17 protein-coding genes are annotated in these 14,805 nt (G+C 70.3%); 7 read left to right on the top strand and 10 right to left on the bottom strand.

The features are described from left to right. The first annotated feature begins 89 nt into the window (after nucleotides 1-89). A complete protein-coding gene (locus tag OG538_RS12610) occupies nucleotides 90-461 on the top strand; it encodes a WhiB family transcriptional regulator (RefSeq protein ID WP_406093056.1) in 372 nt (123 codons plus the stop codon). Nucleotides 462-578: 117 nt separating this feature from the next. On the opposite strand, the gene glpX is transcribed toward OG538_RS12610, so the two are convergent. Beyond that, nucleotides 579-1,610, bottom strand: coding sequence for a class II fructose-bisphosphatase (gene glpX / locus OG538_RS12605; protein WP_406093054.1), 1,032 nt, complete (start codon nucleotides 1,608-1,610; stop codon nucleotides 579-581). Nucleotides 1,611-1,812: 202 nt separating this feature from the next. Here glpX and OG538_RS12600 point away from each other — a divergent pair, with 202 nt between their 5' ends. After that, nucleotides 1,813-2,331 (top strand): DUF4245 domain-containing protein, encoded by a 519-nt coding sequence (locus tag OG538_RS12600; RefSeq protein ID WP_406093052.1) that lies wholly within the window; start codon nucleotides 1,813-1,815, stop codon nucleotides 2,329-2,331. 95 nt (nucleotides 2,332-2,426) lie between these two features. Here the strand turns inward: OG538_RS12600 and OG538_RS12595 are convergent, their stop codons facing one another. The 4 genes from OG538_RS12595 to OG538_RS12580 form a co-directional block, all read right to left on the bottom strand. After that, a complete protein-coding gene (locus OG538_RS12595) occupies nucleotides 2,427-3,017 on the bottom strand; it encodes a malonic semialdehyde reductase (RefSeq protein ID WP_352121900.1) in 591 nt (196 codons plus the stop codon). A 156-nt stretch (nucleotides 3,018-3,173) separates the two neighbouring features. Next, nucleotides 3,174-3,440, bottom strand: coding sequence for an exodeoxyribonuclease VII small subunit (locus OG538_RS12590; protein WP_406093050.1), 267 nt, complete (start codon nucleotides 3,438-3,440; stop codon nucleotides 3,174-3,176). 88 nt (nucleotides 3,441-3,528) lie between these two features. Next, on the bottom strand, nucleotides 3,529-4,740 hold the full coding sequence (gene xseA, locus OG538_RS12585) for an exodeoxyribonuclease VII large subunit (protein WP_406093048.1): 1,212 nt from the start codon (nucleotides 4,738-4,740) through the stop codon (nucleotides 3,529-3,531). A 76-nt stretch (nucleotides 4,741-4,816) separates the two neighbouring features. After that, nucleotides 4,817-6,196 (bottom strand): APC family permease, encoded by a 1,380-nt coding sequence (locus OG538_RS12580; protein WP_406093046.1) that lies wholly within the window; start codon nucleotides 6,194-6,196, stop codon nucleotides 4,817-4,819. Nucleotides 6,197-6,314: 118 nt separating this feature from the next. On the opposite strand from OG538_RS12580, the gene OG538_RS12575 reads away from it, so the two are divergent. Further along, the gene (locus OG538_RS12575) at nucleotides 6,315-7,304 is read left to right on the top strand and encodes a 4-hydroxy-3-methylbut-2-enyl diphosphate reductase (protein WP_406093044.1); all 990 of its coding nucleotides are present in this window, start codon (nucleotides 6,315-6,317) and stop codon (nucleotides 7,302-7,304) included. Nucleotides 7,305-7,382: 78 nt separating this feature from the next. After that, nucleotides 7,383-8,120, top strand: coding sequence for a polyphosphate--glucose phosphotransferase (ppgK, locus tag OG538_RS12570; protein WP_406093042.1), 738 nt, complete (start codon nucleotides 7,383-7,385; stop codon nucleotides 8,118-8,120). Nucleotides 8,121-8,131: 11 nt separating this feature from the next. On the opposite strand, the gene OG538_RS12565 is transcribed toward ppgK, so the two are convergent. Further along, on the bottom strand, nucleotides 8,132-8,662 hold the full coding sequence (locus OG538_RS12565; protein WP_406100100.1) for a DUF6542 domain-containing protein: 531 nt from the start codon (nucleotides 8,660-8,662) through the stop codon (nucleotides 8,132-8,134). Between the two features lie 396 nt (nucleotides 8,663-9,058). On the opposite strand from OG538_RS12565, the gene ychF reads away from it, so the two are divergent. Next, complete coding sequence (gene ychF, locus OG538_RS12560) at nucleotides 9,059-10,147, top strand: redox-regulated ATPase YchF (RefSeq protein ID WP_356321754.1); 1,089 nt, start codon at nucleotides 9,059-9,061, stop codon at nucleotides 10,145-10,147. Nucleotides 10,148-10,280: 133 nt separating this feature from the next. Here ychF and OG538_RS12555 read toward each other — a convergent pair whose 3' ends face one another. The 4 genes from OG538_RS12555 to OG538_RS12540 all read right to left on the bottom strand — a co-directional run bounded on the left by OG538_RS12555 (nucleotide 10,281) and on the right by OG538_RS12540 (nucleotide 12,626). After that, on the bottom strand, nucleotides 10,281-10,535 hold the full coding sequence (locus tag OG538_RS12555) for a type II toxin-antitoxin system RelE/ParE family toxin (protein ID WP_406100099.1): 255 nt from the start codon (nucleotides 10,533-10,535) through the stop codon (nucleotides 10,281-10,283). Between the two features lie 75 nt (nucleotides 10,536-10,610). After that, the gene (locus OG538_RS12550; RefSeq protein WP_406093040.1) at nucleotides 10,611-11,429 is read right to left on the bottom strand and encodes an SAM-dependent methyltransferase; all 819 of its coding nucleotides are present in this window, start codon (nucleotides 11,427-11,429) and stop codon (nucleotides 10,611-10,613) included. A gap of 82 nt (nucleotides 11,430-11,511) precedes the next feature. Beyond that, a complete protein-coding gene (locus OG538_RS12545; protein WP_406093038.1) occupies nucleotides 11,512-11,763 on the bottom strand; it encodes a DUF397 domain-containing protein in 252 nt (83 codons plus the stop codon). After that, complete coding sequence (locus OG538_RS12540; RefSeq protein ID WP_406093036.1) at nucleotides 11,760-12,626, bottom strand: helix-turn-helix transcriptional regulator; 867 nt, start codon at nucleotides 12,624-12,626, stop codon at nucleotides 11,760-11,762. Before OG538_RS12540 ends, OG538_RS12545 begins: the two co-directional genes overlap by 4 nt. 317 nt (nucleotides 12,627-12,943) lie before the next feature. Between OG538_RS12540 and OG538_RS12535 the strand changes: the two genes are divergently transcribed. Together OG538_RS12535 and OG538_RS12530 are read left to right on the top strand one after the other, a co-directional pair. Next, complete coding sequence (locus OG538_RS12535; RefSeq protein ID WP_406093034.1) at nucleotides 12,944-13,402, top strand: ATP-binding protein; 459 nt, start codon at nucleotides 12,944-12,946, stop codon at nucleotides 13,400-13,402. A 200-nt stretch (nucleotides 13,403-13,602) separates the two neighbouring features. Continuing rightward, nucleotides 13,603-13,971: a hypothetical protein gene (locus tag OG538_RS12530; RefSeq protein WP_406093032.1), complete on the top strand. Its 369-nt coding sequence runs from the start codon at nucleotides 13,603-13,605 to the stop codon at nucleotides 13,969-13,971. Nucleotides 13,972-14,805: the final 834 nt, after the last annotated feature.

Raw genomic sequence — 14,805 nt, 5'->3', positions numbered from 1 at the left:
TGAGTGCCACTCAGTGCATAGGCGTGCGCACAGCGGGTAGGGAGTGCTGCATCGCCTCTTGCTCGCGAAGTCGTCGTCAGGAGTGGACCGTGCTGCAACTGCCGCATCAGCCCCTGCAGGTCGCCGCCATCCCTCCCCAGCGGACCCCCGCTCGGGAGGACCAGGCAGGCCCCTGGCACTCGGAGGCGGTGTGCCGCCGGGATGAAGCCGGGCTGTTCTTCGCCCCGTCGAAGGAGCCGACTGCTGCCCGACTGTCGCGTGAGGAGTCCGCGAAGCGGGTCTGCGCGCGCTGCCCCGTAATGATCGAATGCCGGGAACACGCCCTGGTGCAACCGGAGCCGTACGGCGTGTGGGGCGGCCTCACGGCTGCCGAGCGCCGGGTGGCGCTCGCCCGCCGCAGGCGGCGCGATGCGGAGCTCAAGGCATCCGGCGCGACCGGCCGCATCGCCGCGGCCGGCTGACGCCGGCCCGGGACCGTACCCGACTGCGCGAAGAGGCGCCCCCACCGCACATGGGGGGCGCCTCTTCGCATGGGCGTGCCCGAGCGCTGTCCCGCAATTCCCGGGACAGCCCTTACATCACTTCGCGCGGTCGAAGTCGATCGCGCTGTAGGCACGCAGCTTCGACAGCCGGTGGGTGGAGTCGATCTTGCGGATGGTGCCCGACTTGGAACGCATGACGATCGACTCGGTGGTCGCCGTCTCCGCGCGGTAGCGCACCCCGCGCATCAGCTCGCCGTCCGTGATGCCGGTCGCGACGAAGAACACGTTGTCGCCGCTGACCAGGTCGTCCGTGGACAGGACCCGGTCCAGGTCGTGCCCGGCGTCCAGGGCGCGCTGCCGTTCGGCATCGTCCTTCGGCCAGAGCTTTCCCTGGATGACACCGCCGAGGCACTTTATGGCGCAGGCCGAGATGATGCCTTCGGGCGTGCCGCCGATCCCCATGAGCAGGTCGACGCCGGTGCCCTCGCGGGCGGCCATGATCGAGCCGGCGACGTCGCCGTCGGAGATGAACTTGATCCGGGCGCCGGTCTCCCGGATCTCCTTGACGATGCCCTCGTGGCGGGGGCGGTCGAGGATGACGACGGTGACGTCCTCGGGCGTGGAGTTCTTCGCCTTCGCGACCCGGCGGATGTTCACCGAGACGGGGGCGTTGATGTCGACGAAGTCGGCGGCCTCGGGGCCGGTGACCAGCTTGTCCATGTAGAAGACGGCCGACGGGTCGAACATCGCGCCCCGGTCCGCCGCGGCCAGCACGGCGATCGCGTTCGGCATGCCCTTGGCGTTCAGGGTGGTGCCGTCGATCGGGTCGACGGCGATGTCGACCTCGGGACCCGTCCCGTCGCCGACGCGCTCGCCGTTGAACAGCATGGGCGCTTCGTCCTTCTCGCCCTCACCGATGACGACGACGCCGTTCATCGACACGGTGGAGACGAGGGTGCGCATGGCCTTCACGGCGGCGCCGTCGGCGCCGATCTTGTCCCCGCGGCCGACCCAGCGCCCGGCGGCCATGGCGGCGGCCTCGGTGACCCGGACGAGCTCCATGGCGAGGTTGCGGTCGGGGGCCTCCGGGGAGACCTCCAGCTGGGACGGCAGATGATGCTCGGACATCGGAGCGCACCTTTCTGTACGACGACGACCGGATGAGGGTGATGTGACTCTATCGTCAGGCCGATAAAATGAGCAGACCGGGTCACGAATGAGCGGCCGTGCCTGCTCCCGTCTTCGGAGCGGACCCTCGTTCCGACCATGCTCCGCCCCTCGACCCGGTCCCGCGATCCGGTTCCTCAGGGGCTGATGCGACGATGGACGCGTGGCAAGCAAGCGAGGCAAGCAGACAGTGCGGGACATGATCCTGTCGTTGGCGGTGATCGCCGCCATGGCGGGCGTCGTCTACATCTTCATCCCGCACGACGACAAGGCCGATCCCGTCAAGGCGGTCGACTACCGGGTCGAGCTCCTGACCGCGCGGCGAGCGGCCCCGTACCCGGTGGCCGCCCCGAGCGGACTGGTGCAGGGCTGGAAGCCCACCTCGGTCGGTTACGACCGCGCGGCGGGCGACAGCTGGCACCTGGGCTTCCTGGACCCCGACGGCAAGTACGTCGCGGTGGAGCAGTCCACGTCCCCCGCGAAGAAGTACGTCACCGAGGTCAGCCAGAAGGCGAAGGACACCGGGCGTACGCAGCGGGTGGCGGGGCAGACCTGGCAGCACTGGGAGGGCCCGAAGTACGACGCCCTCGTACGCCAGGACAAGGGTGCGACCACGGTCGTCACCGGGTCCGCGTCGACGGAGCGGCTGGCGGAGATGGCGGCGTCGCTCAAGACGTCCTGACCGGCGGACGCGCTCGCGCGCCGGACATGAGGAAGGCCCCGGAGCATGCGCTCCGGGGCCTTCCTCATGTCCATGCGCCCCTGGGGGCGGTGGGCTCAGACGGTCTTGACGACCTCGTCGAACGCCAGGCGCGGCAGACGCGGGAACCAGGCGTCCTCGCCCGGCTTGCCGATGTTGACGACCATCAGCACGTTGTGGTCGCCGTCGAGGAACTCCTTCTCGATGCCCGCGGCGTCGTAGCCGGTCATCGGGCCGGCGGCCAGGCCGGCGGCGCGGACGCCGATGATGAAGTAGGCGGCCTGCAGGGCGCCGTTCAGCGCGGCGGCGGACTCGCGGACCGGGCGCTCGGAGAAGAACGCGTCCTTGGCCTGCGGGAAGTGCGGCAGCAGGGCCGGGAGCTCCTCGTGGAACTCGTTGTCGGTGGCCAGGATCGCGACCAGCGGGGCGGTCGAGGTCTTGGGCTGGTTGCCCTCGGCCATGTGCGGGACCAGGCGGGCGCGAGCCTCGTCCGAACGGACCAGGACGACGCGCAGCGGCGACTGGTTGAACGCGGTCGGGCCGTACTTGACCAGGTCGTAGATCGCCTGGACCTGCTCGTCGGTCACCGGCTCGTCGGTGAAGGTGTTGGCGGTGCGGGCCTCACGGAAGAGGAGGTCCTGGGCGGCGGGGTCAAGAACGAGGGACATCTTGCGTATTACCTTCCGGACGAACACGGGGGATCAAGCAACACCGGTCACCGTACGGGAGAGGTAGGTTAACTTTCAACTAAAACGGGGAAGGAGTGACTCACTCCACAACGCGGGTGTCTTGTGCTGGTCCGACCGTCTGTGCGTACGGCCTGCTCAGCCCGCGTCGGCAGCCGCGTCCCCGGGGTCCTGCGCGGGGGAGGCAGGCGCCGCCAGCGCCGCGTCGAGACGGGCGCGCGCTCCCTCCAGCCAGCGCCGGCACACCTTCGCCAGCTCCTCGCCACGCTCCCACAGCGCAAGGGAGTCCTCCAGCGAGGTCCCACCCGCCTCCAGCCGGCGCACCACCTCGATCAGCTCGTCGCGCGCCTGCTCATAACCGAGCGTGCCCGTGGCCGAAGCCGTCGTCGTACCGTCGTCCGTCATGTGATCCACCCTATGCGTCGGCATGTCCGTCACTCCCGGCCCCGGCCGGTCTTCCGGGGCCCGTCCACCGGCCCCGCGATGTGCTGCCTCACTCGGCGACCCGCACCACGAACTCGCCCCCCGAGACGCGTGCCCGCAGCGCCTCCCCCGGGGAGCCCGCGTCGGCCGGGTCGCGGACCACGTGTCCGTCGGCCCGCTGGAGCACTGCGTAGCCGCGCTCCAGCGTTGCCGCGGGCGACAGCGCGAGCACCCGGGCGCGGGTGTGCGCGAGCTCCGAGTCCGCACGGTCCAGCAGGTGCCCCAGCACCCGGCGGCCGCGCCCGATCAGCGCGTCGACCTCCGAGGCGCGCTCGTCCACCATCCGCTGCGGGTGCTCCATGGAGGGCCGCCCCAGCGCGTGCGCCAGGCCACGCTCCTCCCGGTCGAGCAGCCCCCGTACCGTCCGCAGCGCCCGGTCCCGCAACTGCTGCACCCGGTCCAGCTCCTCGCCCACATCGGGTACGACCTTCTTCGCCGCGTCCGTGGGTGTGGAGGCCCGCACATCGGCGACGAGGTCGAGCAGGGGGGAGTCCGGCTCGTGCCCGATCGCCGAGACGACCGGGGTGCGGCAGGCGGCGACCGTACGGATCAGCTCCTCGTCCGAGAACGGCAGCAGGTCCTCCACGCTGCCGCCGCCGCGCGCCACGACGATCACGTCCACCTCGTCGACGGCGTCGAGCTCCTTGACCGCGCGGACCACCTGATTCACCGCGTGCACCCCCTGCACGGCGGTGTTGCGGACCTCGAACCGGACCGCTGGCCACCGGCGGCGTGCGTTCTCCAGCACATCGCGCTCGGCCGCCGACGCGCGCCCGCAGACCAGCCCGATCAGCTGGGGCAGGAACGGCAGCGGCTTCTTGCGGTCGAGAGCGAAGAGGCCCTCCGAGGCCAGGGACTTCTTGAGCTGCTCCAACCGGACCAGCAGCTCACCGATGCCGACCGGCCGGATCTCCGTGGCCCGCAGCGAGAGCTGGCCACGGGGCGCGTACCACTCGGGCTTCGCGAGCACCACGACCCGCGCCCCCTCCGTCACCACGTCCGCGATCCGGTCGAAGGCCTGCCGGAAGCAGGTCACGCTCACCGAGATGTCGTGCGACGGATCGCGCAGCGTCAGGAACACCACTCCGGCACCCGGCCGCCGCGACAGCTGTGTGATCTGCCCCTCGACCCAGACCGCGCCGAGCCGGTCGATCCAGCCGCCGATGAGCCGTGACACGTCACCGACGGGCAGCGGAGCTTCCGGGGAAGTTTGGAGAGCCATGCGGGCGAGCGTATCCGCCGGCACCGACAACCGGCCCGTCCCCGGGACGGACCGCCCGCGCGGGCCCCCCGGCCCCTCACCCCACCCGGCGCCCGCGCTGTGCCAGGAGCACCACCAGCCCCACCGCCAGCCAGCACGCCCCCACCACCTGAGCGCTCGACGTCGCCTCCACGATCACCGCGATCAGCACCCCGGCACCCACCACCGGGATCAGGACGTGCCGCCACCAACTCGGCGGCCCCTCCATCCGCCGCACCGCGAACCAGCCGACCACCGACGCGTGCAGCAGGACGAACGCGGTCAGCGCGCCGATGTCCACCACCGACACCAGATGATCCAGACCGTCGTCACGCCGGGCCGCCCACACCGCCGCCACCAGCGTCACGACCGCCGCGATCAGGATCGCGATCCGCGGCACCCCCGAGCTCGGATCGACCTTGGACAACAGCGTGGGCAGCCGGCGCTCACGGGCCATCGCGAACAGCAGCCGTCCCGCGGCCGCCTGCCCGGCCAGCGCCGCGAACGCCGCTCCGATCGCCTTGCTGACCGCCACCAGATCGTGCAGCCAGGACCCCACCGCGGAGTCCACCGTGTCGTAGAAGGCCGAGCCCTGCGCCACCGGATCGGCGGCCAGATCCGCCGACGACATCGGCTCCAGCAACGCGGCCAGATACGCCTGCGCCACGAACAGCACCCCCGCCAGCACCAGGCAGAACAGCACCGCCCGCGCCACCTTCGCCGAACCGCCCGTCACCTCCTCCGCGAACGAGGCGATCGCGTCGAAGCCCAGATACGAGAGCACCGCCACGGACACCGCGCCCAGCACCGCCGTCGCCGAGAACCCGGAGTCCCCGGTGAGCGGCGTCAGCCAGCCGCGCTGCGCCCCGTCCCGCACGAGCACCACCACCGCGGACACCGCGAAGACCAGCAGCACCACGATCTCCATCGCGAGCACCGCGAAACCGACCCGCGCCGCCGCCCGCACCCCCCAGAGGTTGAGCAGCGTCGTGAGGACCACCGCCAGCGCCGTCCACACCCAGCGCGACACCTCCGGCACCAGCGAGTTCATCGCGATCCCGGAGAAGAGATAGGCGACCGCGGGGATCAGCAGGTAGTCGAGCATCGCCATCCACCCGGCGATGAACCCCGGCCCCTCGCCGAGCCCCTTGCGCGCGTAGGCGAAGACCGAACCCGCCAGGGGGGCTACCCGCACCATCTGGGCGTAACTGAACGCGGTGAACGCCATCACGACGGTCGCGGCGATGTACACCAGCGCCACGGCACCGTCGGCCTTCGCGTCCAGGGTGCCGAAGACGCCGACAGGGGCCATCGGGGCGATGAAGAGCAGCCCGTAGACCACCAGATCCCGGAAGCCGAGCGTCCGCCGCAGCCCCGCCCGGTCAGTCGTGCTGCCGGCATGCCTGCCGCTGCCGGAATCGCTGCCGCTGCCGGCCATGAGTCCTCCGTCGGTCGCGTCATTGGTGGCGTGATGATCAGTCTCCCGACCCAGCCGCCCCCGCGCCTGTTCGGTACGGCCTTACGGCCTCCCACGCCGTCGCGACGGCGCCGTTACGATGGGACGCATGACTGCTACGACACCCCGCCGCGTCCTGCTCGCCGCTCCCCGTGGCTACTGCGCGGGCGTGGACCGTGCCGTGATCGCCGTGGAGAAGGCCCTTGAGCAGTACGGCTCCCCGGTCTACGTGCGCCACGAGATCGTCCACAACAAGTACGTCGTACAGACGCTGGAGAAGAAGGGCGCCATCTTCGTCGAGGAGACGGCGGAGGTCCCCGAGGGCTCGATCGTCATGTTCTCCGCGCACGGCGTCGCGCCCACCGTGCACGAGGAGGCGGCCGAGCGGAAGCTCGCCACGATCGATGCGACCTGCCCCCTCGTCACCAAGGTCCACAAGGAGGCCGTCCGCTTCGCGCAGGAGGACTTCGACATCCTCCTGATCGGCCACGAGGGCCACGAAGAGGTCATCGGCACCTCCGGCGAGGCCCCCGACCACATCACCCTGGTCGATGGCCCCGAGGACGTCGCGAACGTCGAGGTGCGTGACCCCTCCAGGGTCGTATGGCTCTCCCAGACCACCCTCTCGGTCGACGAGACGATGGAGACCGTCGGCGCGCTGAAGGAGAAGTTCCCGCTCCTGATCTCGCCGCCCAGCGACGACATCTGCTACGCCACGCAGAACCGCCAGATCGCGGTGAAGCAGATGGGGGCGGACGCCGACCTGGTGATCGTCGTCGGCTCGAAGAACTCCTCGAACTCGGTCCGTCTGGTCGAGGTCGCGCTCGGCGCGGGTGCGGGCGACTCCCACCTCGTCGACGCGGCCGACGAGATCGACGAGGCCTGGCTGGAGGGTGTCTCCACGGTCGGGGTCACTTCCGGCGCGTCCGTGCCCGAGGTGCTGGTCGACGGCGTCCTGGCCTGGCTGTCCGAGCGGGGCTTCGAGGACGTGGAGATCGTGAAGGCGGCCGAGGAGTCCATCGTGTTCTCGCTGCCCAAGGAGCTCCGCCGCGACCTGCGCGCGGAGGCGGCGGCACTGACGGCGCAGTAGCACCTGGCGTCGCCCGGCCCCCGGTCGGTTTCCCGTTCCGGGAAGTGAGCGGGGCCGGGTACCCGTACCGTGGATCACATGGAGATCTTCGGCGTGGACATCGGCGGATCCGGGATCAAGGGTGCTCCCGTGGACCTGGATCGCGGGGACCTGGCGCAGGAGCGCCACAAAGTACTCACCCCGCACCCGGCCACGCCTGAGGACGTGGCCGGGTGCGTGGCCGAGGTGGTCGGCCACTTCGACTGGAAGGGGCCGGTGGGCATCACCTTCCCGGGCGTCGTCACCGACGGTCTCACCCGCACCGCGGCCAATGTCGACAAGGGCTGGATCGACCTGGACGCCCGCACCCTGCTCGGCGACAGGCTGGGCCTCCCCGTCACGATCCTGAACGACGCGGACGCGGCCGGTATCGCCGAGATGACCTTCGGCGCGGGCCGGGGCCGCAAGGGCACGGTCATCATGCTGACGCTCGGTACGGGGATCGGCAGCGCCCTCTTCATCGACGGCCGGCTCGTGCCCAACACCGAGCTCGGCCATCTGGAGCTGCACGGCCACGACGCGGAGAAGCACGCCTCCACGAAGGCCAAGGAGGACGAGGACCTCAGCTGGCACCACTGGGCGCACCGGGTGCAGAAGTACCTCGCCCATGTGGAGATGCTGTTCTCGCCCGAGCTGTTCATCATCGGCGGCGGAGTCAGCCGCAAGGCCGAGAAGTTCCTGCCGCTCATCGAACACGTCCGGGCCGAGATGGTGCCTGCGGAACTGCAGAACAACGCCGGAATCGTGGGCGCGGCGATGGCAGCGGCACACCGCTGAGCCGAGGCGTCTCAGCGCCGGGAGGGCCGCCGCGGGGTCCGTCCTGCGGGCCGGGCCGCCGGTGACGGCTGTCCGGCAGGCCGCGCGGTCTGCGCGGCCAGCAGCATCCGCCGCTGCCGGGCCCGCATCAACCGGACCTTCCGTACGGTCGCGATGAGCCCGGCGACGAGCGTGCCGCCGTACAGCCAGCCGGCATGGACGGCGAGGGCGGTGACGACGGCCATGGTCTGTCCGCCGAAGCCGCCCGTGCCGCCCGAGATCGGGATGATGCCGACGGCGAACGCGATCGGCACGCTGATCGGCGCGGTCACCAGGTCGGCGGGTCGCACCCAGAGCGCGGCCAGCGCGCTGACCGGCAGGAACAGCACACCGAAGACGGCGGACGAGCCGTCGAACAGCAGCCAGTCCGCACAGCCGATGACGAACATGACGGCGGCGGCGAAGAGCCCGGCGCCGATACCGGTCAGCCGGGGATTGGGCAGCCGCCGCAGGGCCAGCACGGCAGGCGCGACCGGGCGGCCCCGGCCGGCCGGCGTGCTCATCACCCGATGGACGGGCGCGCCTTCGTCGCCGGCCCCCTCGGCTCCCTTGGTCCCGAGCGGGGACAGCGGGGCCTGCCGGGTCTGCCTGCGCTGCGGGGGACGTGTCCTGTGCTGCTCCACCGGGACAACGTAGGTCGCCGGGCGGCCGGAAGCGGGTGCGGGACACGCGCTTTGGCCGACGTTAGCGATGAGTTCGATGCCACACGGCCCAACGGGAACCGATTCCGCCCCCGATTCCGTCCCGGTCCCCCGCTCGGACACCCCCGTACCCCGGAGCCGGCCCCACTGCCGCCCGACCCGTGACCGCCCGCTCGCCCCCGCCCGTAAACTGGAGAATCGGCCCACCCGGGCCCGATGTCCATTCGAGCCCGTCCACCCCCTAGGGAAGTCGCCACCGTGTCGCTCACGATCGGAATCGTCGGTCTGCCGAATGTCGGCAAGTCGACCCTTTTCAACGCCCTGACCAAGAACGACGTGCTGGCGGCCAACTACCCGTTCGCCACGATCGAGCCGAACGTCGGCGTCGTCGGTGTCCCCGACCCGCGGCTGAACACGCTCGCCGAGATCTTCGGCTCGCAGAAGCTGCTCCCGGCGACGGTCGACTTCGTCGACATCGCAGGCATCGTGCGCGGCGCGAGCGAGGGTGAGGGACTGGGCAACAAGTTCCTGGCGAACATCCGTGAGTCGGACGCGATCTGCCAGGTCATCCGTGCCTTCAAGGACGAGAACGTCGTCCACGTGGACGGCAAGGTCTCGCCCAAGGACGACATCGAGACGATCAACACCGAGCTGATCCTCGCCGACCTCCAGTCCGTCGAGAAGGCCGTCCCCCGCCTCACGAAGGAGGCCCGCCTCCAGAAGGAGAAGGTGGCCGTCCTGGCCGCGGTCGAGGAGGCCCAGAAGATCCTGGAAGCCGGCGACACCCTCTTCCACGCGGGCATCACGGCCGGCACCGAGAAGGGCCGCCTGCTCCACGAGCTGCACCTCCTGACCACCAAGCCCTTCCTCTACGTCTTCAACGTCGACGAGGACGAGCTGGTCGACGAGGACTTCAAGAACGAGCAGCGCGCCCTGGTCGCCCCCGCCGAGGCCATCTTCCTGAACGCCAAGATCGAGTCCGAGCTCATCGAGCTCGACGACGACGAGGCCCTGGAACTCCTCCAGTCGATGGGCCAGGAGGAGCCCGGCCTCGCCACCCTCGGCCGCGTCGGCTTCGACACCCTGGGCCTGCAGACCTACCTCACGGCAGGCCCGAAGGAAACCCGCGCCTGGACGATCAAGAAGGGCGCCACGGCCCCCGAGGCGGCCGGTGTGATCCACACCGACTTCCAGAAGGGCTTCATCAAGGCGGAGATCATCTCCTTCGACGACCTCGTCGAGACGGGCTCGGTCGCCGAGGCCCGCGCCAAGGGCAAGGCGCGCATGGAGGGCAAGGACTACGTCATGCAGGACGGGGACGTGGTGGAGTTCCGCTTCAACGTGTAGCCGTGCGATTGCTGCCTGTTGGGCGTTGAGTCAAACGCACACGTCAGAAGGGGTCGGCCTCTGCCGAGCCCGACCCCTTCGTCGTTCCCGTACTGGATGGGTGCCGAATATTCTGACGTGTGGTCAGCGGTGGTCAGGAGTCGTAATCGGTGGACCGGTGCCCCACCTGAACGACCCGGACCACCAGTTCCCCGTTGTCGATCGTGTAGTCGACGCGGTGGTCGCCAACCCGTAGGCGCCGGCGATCTGGCTGGGACACGAGTGCGGTGGTGTTGAAGCCGAGCGGATCGCTTTCCAGTTCGGTCAGCTTGGTCAGGATGCGCAGCGCCACCTCGCGCGGGATCTTCCGAAGCTCGGCCTGCGCGAAATGCCCGCATGTATCCCGTATGGCGGCACCTCTCCGCCCTGCGATGCACCGCAGCCGACGCCGCGCGCTGATCCACCGGACCTTGCGGGCCCGCACTCAGCGCTTGATGCCCACGCCCGCCAGCAGACTGATCTGCGCGTCCGTGATCTCCTCGCCGTCCGTGCCGGCTTCGTCGGACCGCCAGCGGTGGCAGCAGCAGATGCCGGGGCCGACCAGGTCGAGTCCGTCGAAGAAGCGGCGGACGTCGCTGTGCGAACGGAACTGCACCGGGGAGCCGGACTTCGTGTAGATCTCCGCGACCTTGTTCCAGGTGACGGGGTCGAAGTCGGGCGTGCAGTGGGTCATGGCGAGGGCGCTGCCCGCCGGAAGCGGGTCGAGCAGCCGGCGGACGATGGCGTACGGGTCGTGAGGGTCGGTGATGAAGTGCATGAGCGCGTTGAGGGAGAGGGCGATGGGCTGGTTGAAGTCCAGGACCCCCGACTCCTCCACGGCGCTCATCAGCGCATCGGCGTCGGTGGCGTCGGCCTGGACGTAGGCCGTGCGGCCCTGTGTCGTGCTGCGCATGAGGCGTTCGGCGTACTTGAGGACGAGCGGGTCGTTGTCCGCGTACACGACGCGGGCGTCGAGCGTGACGGACTGGGCCACCTGGTGCAGGTTGGGCTCGGTCGGGATGCCCGTGCCGATGTCGAGCCACTGGCGGATGCCGTGCTCCTGCGCCAGGACGCGGGTGGCCCGGTGCATGAACGCCCGGTTCTCGCGCGCGGTCACGTAGATGCCGGGGTGGGCCTGGGCGGCGACCAGGGCCGCCTTCTTGTCTATCTCGAAGTGGTCCTTGCCGCCGAGGAAGTAGTCGTACATCCGGGCGGAGTGCGCCTTGCTCGTGTCGAGATCCTGGCCGGCCTGCCTGGCGGTCATGTGCTCCCCTTCATGAGTGTGTCTGTCGGCCCGCAGGCCAGGGACGGGACCGGTGCCCGCGTCCCTTCTGCCGGCCGTCGGTTCACCCGGCGGCCAAGTGATCGGCGAGGCCCTCTTTGACCCCGCGGACGAACGCGGCGATCTCCTGCGGCGTGTAGATCAGCGCCGGCCCGGCAGGGTCGGTGGACTGCCGTACGGCCACGCGGCCGTCGGCGAGCTGTTTCGCCTCGACGCACTGACCGCCGTTCGGCCCGCTCCAGGGACGCTCCCAGCCCTGTTCCCCGAGACTGCTGGCCGGCATGCCGTTGTAGACGCCCTCGTCGGTGATCGTCATGAGTACTCCTTGCGCATGCGGTTCAAGAGCGCCTTGCTCTCCTCGGACGACGTCAGCAGCGCCATGCGGGTATGCGCCTCCAGATGGGAGACGACGTCCGCGCGCTGGTCCAGGTAGACGGAGGCGGACAGGAGTTCGCTGTAGACGATGTCGGGAAGCTCGGGTTCCTCGAACCGGAAGTATGTGAACGGGGCACACGCTCCGACATGAGCGCCCGCGGTGAAGGGCACGATGTCGAGGCTCACGTGCGCGAGCTCGGCGACGTCCAGGAGCCGCTCGACCTGCTCTCGCATCACGCGAGGGCCGCCCACCACCCGGTGCAGGACGGCTTCTTCCATGACCACCCACAACGTGGGCGCGTCCTCCCGCTCCAGCAGCCTCTGGCGGCGCAGCCGCAGCTCCACGCGGCGTGCGAGCTCCTCCTCGCTGCCGTTCGGCAGCCCCCCACGCAGTACGGCGCGCGCGTACTCGGGGGTCTGGAGAAGGCCGGTGACGTACTGGGGTTCGTAAGTGCGGAGGGTCTTGGCTCCGGTCTCCAGGCTGACGTAGGCGGTGAACCAGCTGGGGACGGCATCGCGGTAGGAGTGCCACCAGCCGGGCTTGTTGGCCTGCTCGGCCAGGTCGACGAACTCGCCGATCTCCTGGCGGTCCGCGCCGAAGGTCTCCAGGAGCTTCTCCGCGTAGAGAGGCTTCAGCGCGACCTCGGCCTTCTCCAGCCTGCGGATCGTCAGGGTCGTCACGCGCAGTGCTTTCGCCGCGTCCTCCAGCGAGGCACCGGCGCCCAGGCGCATTTCCTGCAGCCGACGGCCGAGGATCATGCGCAGGACTGTCGGCGCGCTGGTGCCGGAACGGGCTTCGCTCACGCCCAACCTCCTGAGTGACCGTCAACAATGCCATCCTTTCAGCCATTTGATGTTGACGCCAGGGTGATACCCGCGTTGCTGAAATTATCAGGGAGTCGGTTGCAGCGTGAGCCGTATCACGCGCATAGTGGTGGTGTGAGCGGTCAAGTCACAGCAAGGACACGGGATCCGGGCCGGAGGGGGCGCGTGTTGTCGATGCCGTCGTCGACCCCCGGCCCCCGGGTGCCTGCCTCGGCGTACGCCCCTCACCGCTCGAGTTGCAGTCCCGCATCCCCCCACCGCGCCCCGCCCCCGAAAGGCGCTGGAAGGCGACATCCGTGACTCTGTCCACGCACTCAGCCCCGGCCTCGCCCGCCGCCTTAGCCGGGACCGTGCCGCGCCGGGAGTACTGGTTCGGCCTGCCCGCCCTGCGTACCAGCGCGAGATCGGCCCGCGACACGGTGCGCGACCGGCTGCGTGCTTGGGAGGTGCCCGGCGACACCTGCTGCGACGCGGTGCTGCTGGTCTCCGAGCTGACCACGAACGCCGTACTCCACACCGGCAGCGGTCACGTCCTGTGCGGCCTCACGCTGACCGGCGACGGGAGGCGCCTGCGCATCGAACTCCATGACGAGGGCAGCACCCCGGTCCGCCCGCCCGGCCACCACGCCGGCCCCGACGAGGAGAGCGGCCGTGGGCTCCTCCTGGTCGAGCAGATCGCGGACAGCTGGGGCTGTGCACGCTCGACGAGGGGCGAAGGCAAGGTCGTCTGGGCAGAGTTGGCGGCCCACCCTTGACGCCGTGGGAACCGGGAGACGCCGGCCGCGGCGTCGGAACCGGCAGCGACAGGCAGGGCGGGGGCCAGGACCGGTCGTCCGCGCACCGGGCCGGTTCCTCCGTCCCGCCGCAGCGACCGCACGGCGCGGCCGCGTCCCCTCCGCGCGGCGGAACGTCCGCTCCACCCGCCTTCTCCTCACCCCATGGGCAGCAGGCGTCCATGGCCGCCCGCGATGAGGCCGCCTCTCCCGTCGTGCTGTACGTATGCGCCGACCGGGCCCGGGGGGTGCCCGGGGAAGCCACGCAGCGCGCGCAGACGGAAGGCCGTGCGTTCGCCCAGGAGCGCGGACTGACGATCGCCGAGGTCGTGACCGATACGTACGGTGAGCCCGACCCGGCCCAGCGCAGAGGGTGGCGGCGGGTGAGACAGCTGGTGCAGACGGGTCACGTCACCGCGGTACTCGTCCGCTGGCCCAGCGCCATCGCCCCGGAGTCCGCGCGCGAGCTCCGGCACCGCGAGGCCGCCTGGCTCCGTGACCGGGGCGTGCGTGTCCGCTATACATGGGCGCCCTTGTCGTCAAGGGGCTGAAAGACCTGGCCATCCCGCGGACGTGACGTCATGCCGATCGCGGATCCTCCACAGCCGGCGCGCACGCCGGGCGGCGCGCCGTGGCCGCCCGGCCCAGGGGGAAGGGGTCCTCGGCAGGCAGCCCGGCCGACCGGGGCCGGTCGAGGACGAACGGCGTGTTCGAGCCGGGCGGGGGCGCCGTTCGCCCGCGAACGCACGGCGACCACTCAAGCCGTGCGGAAACACCCGGGCAGCGTCGGCGGGCAGGAGTGCGAGCTGACCGACTTGGATGGCGCGGGGCCTGCTGCGGGCGCGCGTGAGGCTTGTCCTCGTGGACCGGGGCAGCCGGGCGGACTGCATCTCCTGGCTCGGGAAGCGACCGCGGGAAGCGTGCTCGGATCGGCGAACCGGTCCGGCCCGTCGTGCCGGTGTACTTCATAGCCGGACACGAGATAAAGGCAACACCACACCGCTGCGAAGAGTATTCGGATCGCTACGGTGTGAAATCGCGGAGGTGTCGTCCAGCGGAGTCCGCAGTTGTCCGCAGTCAGGCAAACGGGGCTTATCCTGGTCAATCGCTGCGGCCGGACCGGCGGCGCGTGATTTGGATATTGCCGCGCGGAGTCAGGTGCTCCCGCCGGACAAGGGGGGCCTCGTCTCGGACTTGGGGCTGGCGTGACTCGGTAGGCTATGCTCCCTTAGCCGCCTCACTGGCTCTGGCGCGCTCGTAGCCGTCGCACAGGCCCCATAGAAGGCGCGACGGTTAACGAATGGAAGGACGACGATGGCGGATTGCTCAATAGCGGCGATTTCCTGGGAGCGTGTGCACCTTACTCTCGATGTCGCAGTCTCGGA

It is taken from the genome of Streptomyces sp. NBC_01013 (assembly GCF_045162765.1).
In the GTDB taxonomy this organism is placed as follows: domain Bacteria; phylum Actinomycetota; class Actinomycetes; order Streptomycetales; family Streptomycetaceae; genus Streptomyces.
The sequence above is the reverse complement of the archived record's forward strand: the minus strand, read 5'-3'. Positions and strand labels throughout refer to the sequence as shown.

Excerpts from the sequence above, each read along its gene's own strand:
- OG538_RS12580 (WP_406093046.1), bottom strand. The coding sequence starts at position 6,196 with ATGGCCGGCAGCGGCAGCGATTCCGGCAGCGGCAGGCATGCCGGCAGC.
- xseA (WP_406093048.1), bottom strand. The coding sequence starts at position 4,740 with ATGGCTCTCCAAACTTCCCCGGAAGCTCCGCTGCCCGTCGGTGACGTG.
- glpX (WP_406093054.1), bottom strand. The coding sequence starts at position 1,610 with ATGTCCGAGCATCATCTGCCGTCCCAGCTGGAGGTCTCCCCGGAGGCC.
- OG538_RS12565 (WP_406100100.1), bottom strand. The coding sequence starts at position 8,662 with ATGAGCACGCCGGCCGGCCGGGGCCGCCCGGTCGCGCCTGCCGTGCTG.
- ppgK (WP_406093042.1), top strand. The coding sequence starts at position 7,383 with ATGGAGATCTTCGGCGTGGACATCGGCGGATCCGGGATCAAGGGTGCT.
- OG538_RS12530 (WP_406093032.1), top strand. The coding sequence starts at position 13,603 with ATGGCCGCCCGCGATGAGGCCGCCTCTCCCGTCGTGCTGTACGTATGC.
- OG538_RS12545 (WP_406093038.1), bottom strand. The coding sequence starts at position 11,763 with ATGACGATCACCGACGAGGGCGTCTACAACGGCATGCCGGCCAGCAGT.
- OG538_RS12550 (WP_406093040.1), bottom strand. The coding sequence starts at position 11,429 with ATGACCGCCAGGCAGGCCGGCCAGGATCTCGACACGAGCAAGGCGCAC.
- OG538_RS12590 (WP_406093050.1), bottom strand. The coding sequence starts at position 3,440 with ATGACGGACGACGGTACGACGACGGCTTCGGCCACGGGCACGCTCGGT.
- OG538_RS12575 (WP_406093044.1), top strand. The coding sequence starts at position 6,315 with ATGGGACGCATGACTGCTACGACACCCCGCCGCGTCCTGCTCGCCGCT.
- OG538_RS12595 (WP_352121900.1), bottom strand. The coding sequence starts at position 3,017 with ATGTCCCTCGTTCTTGACCCCGCCGCCCAGGACCTCCTCTTCCGTGAG.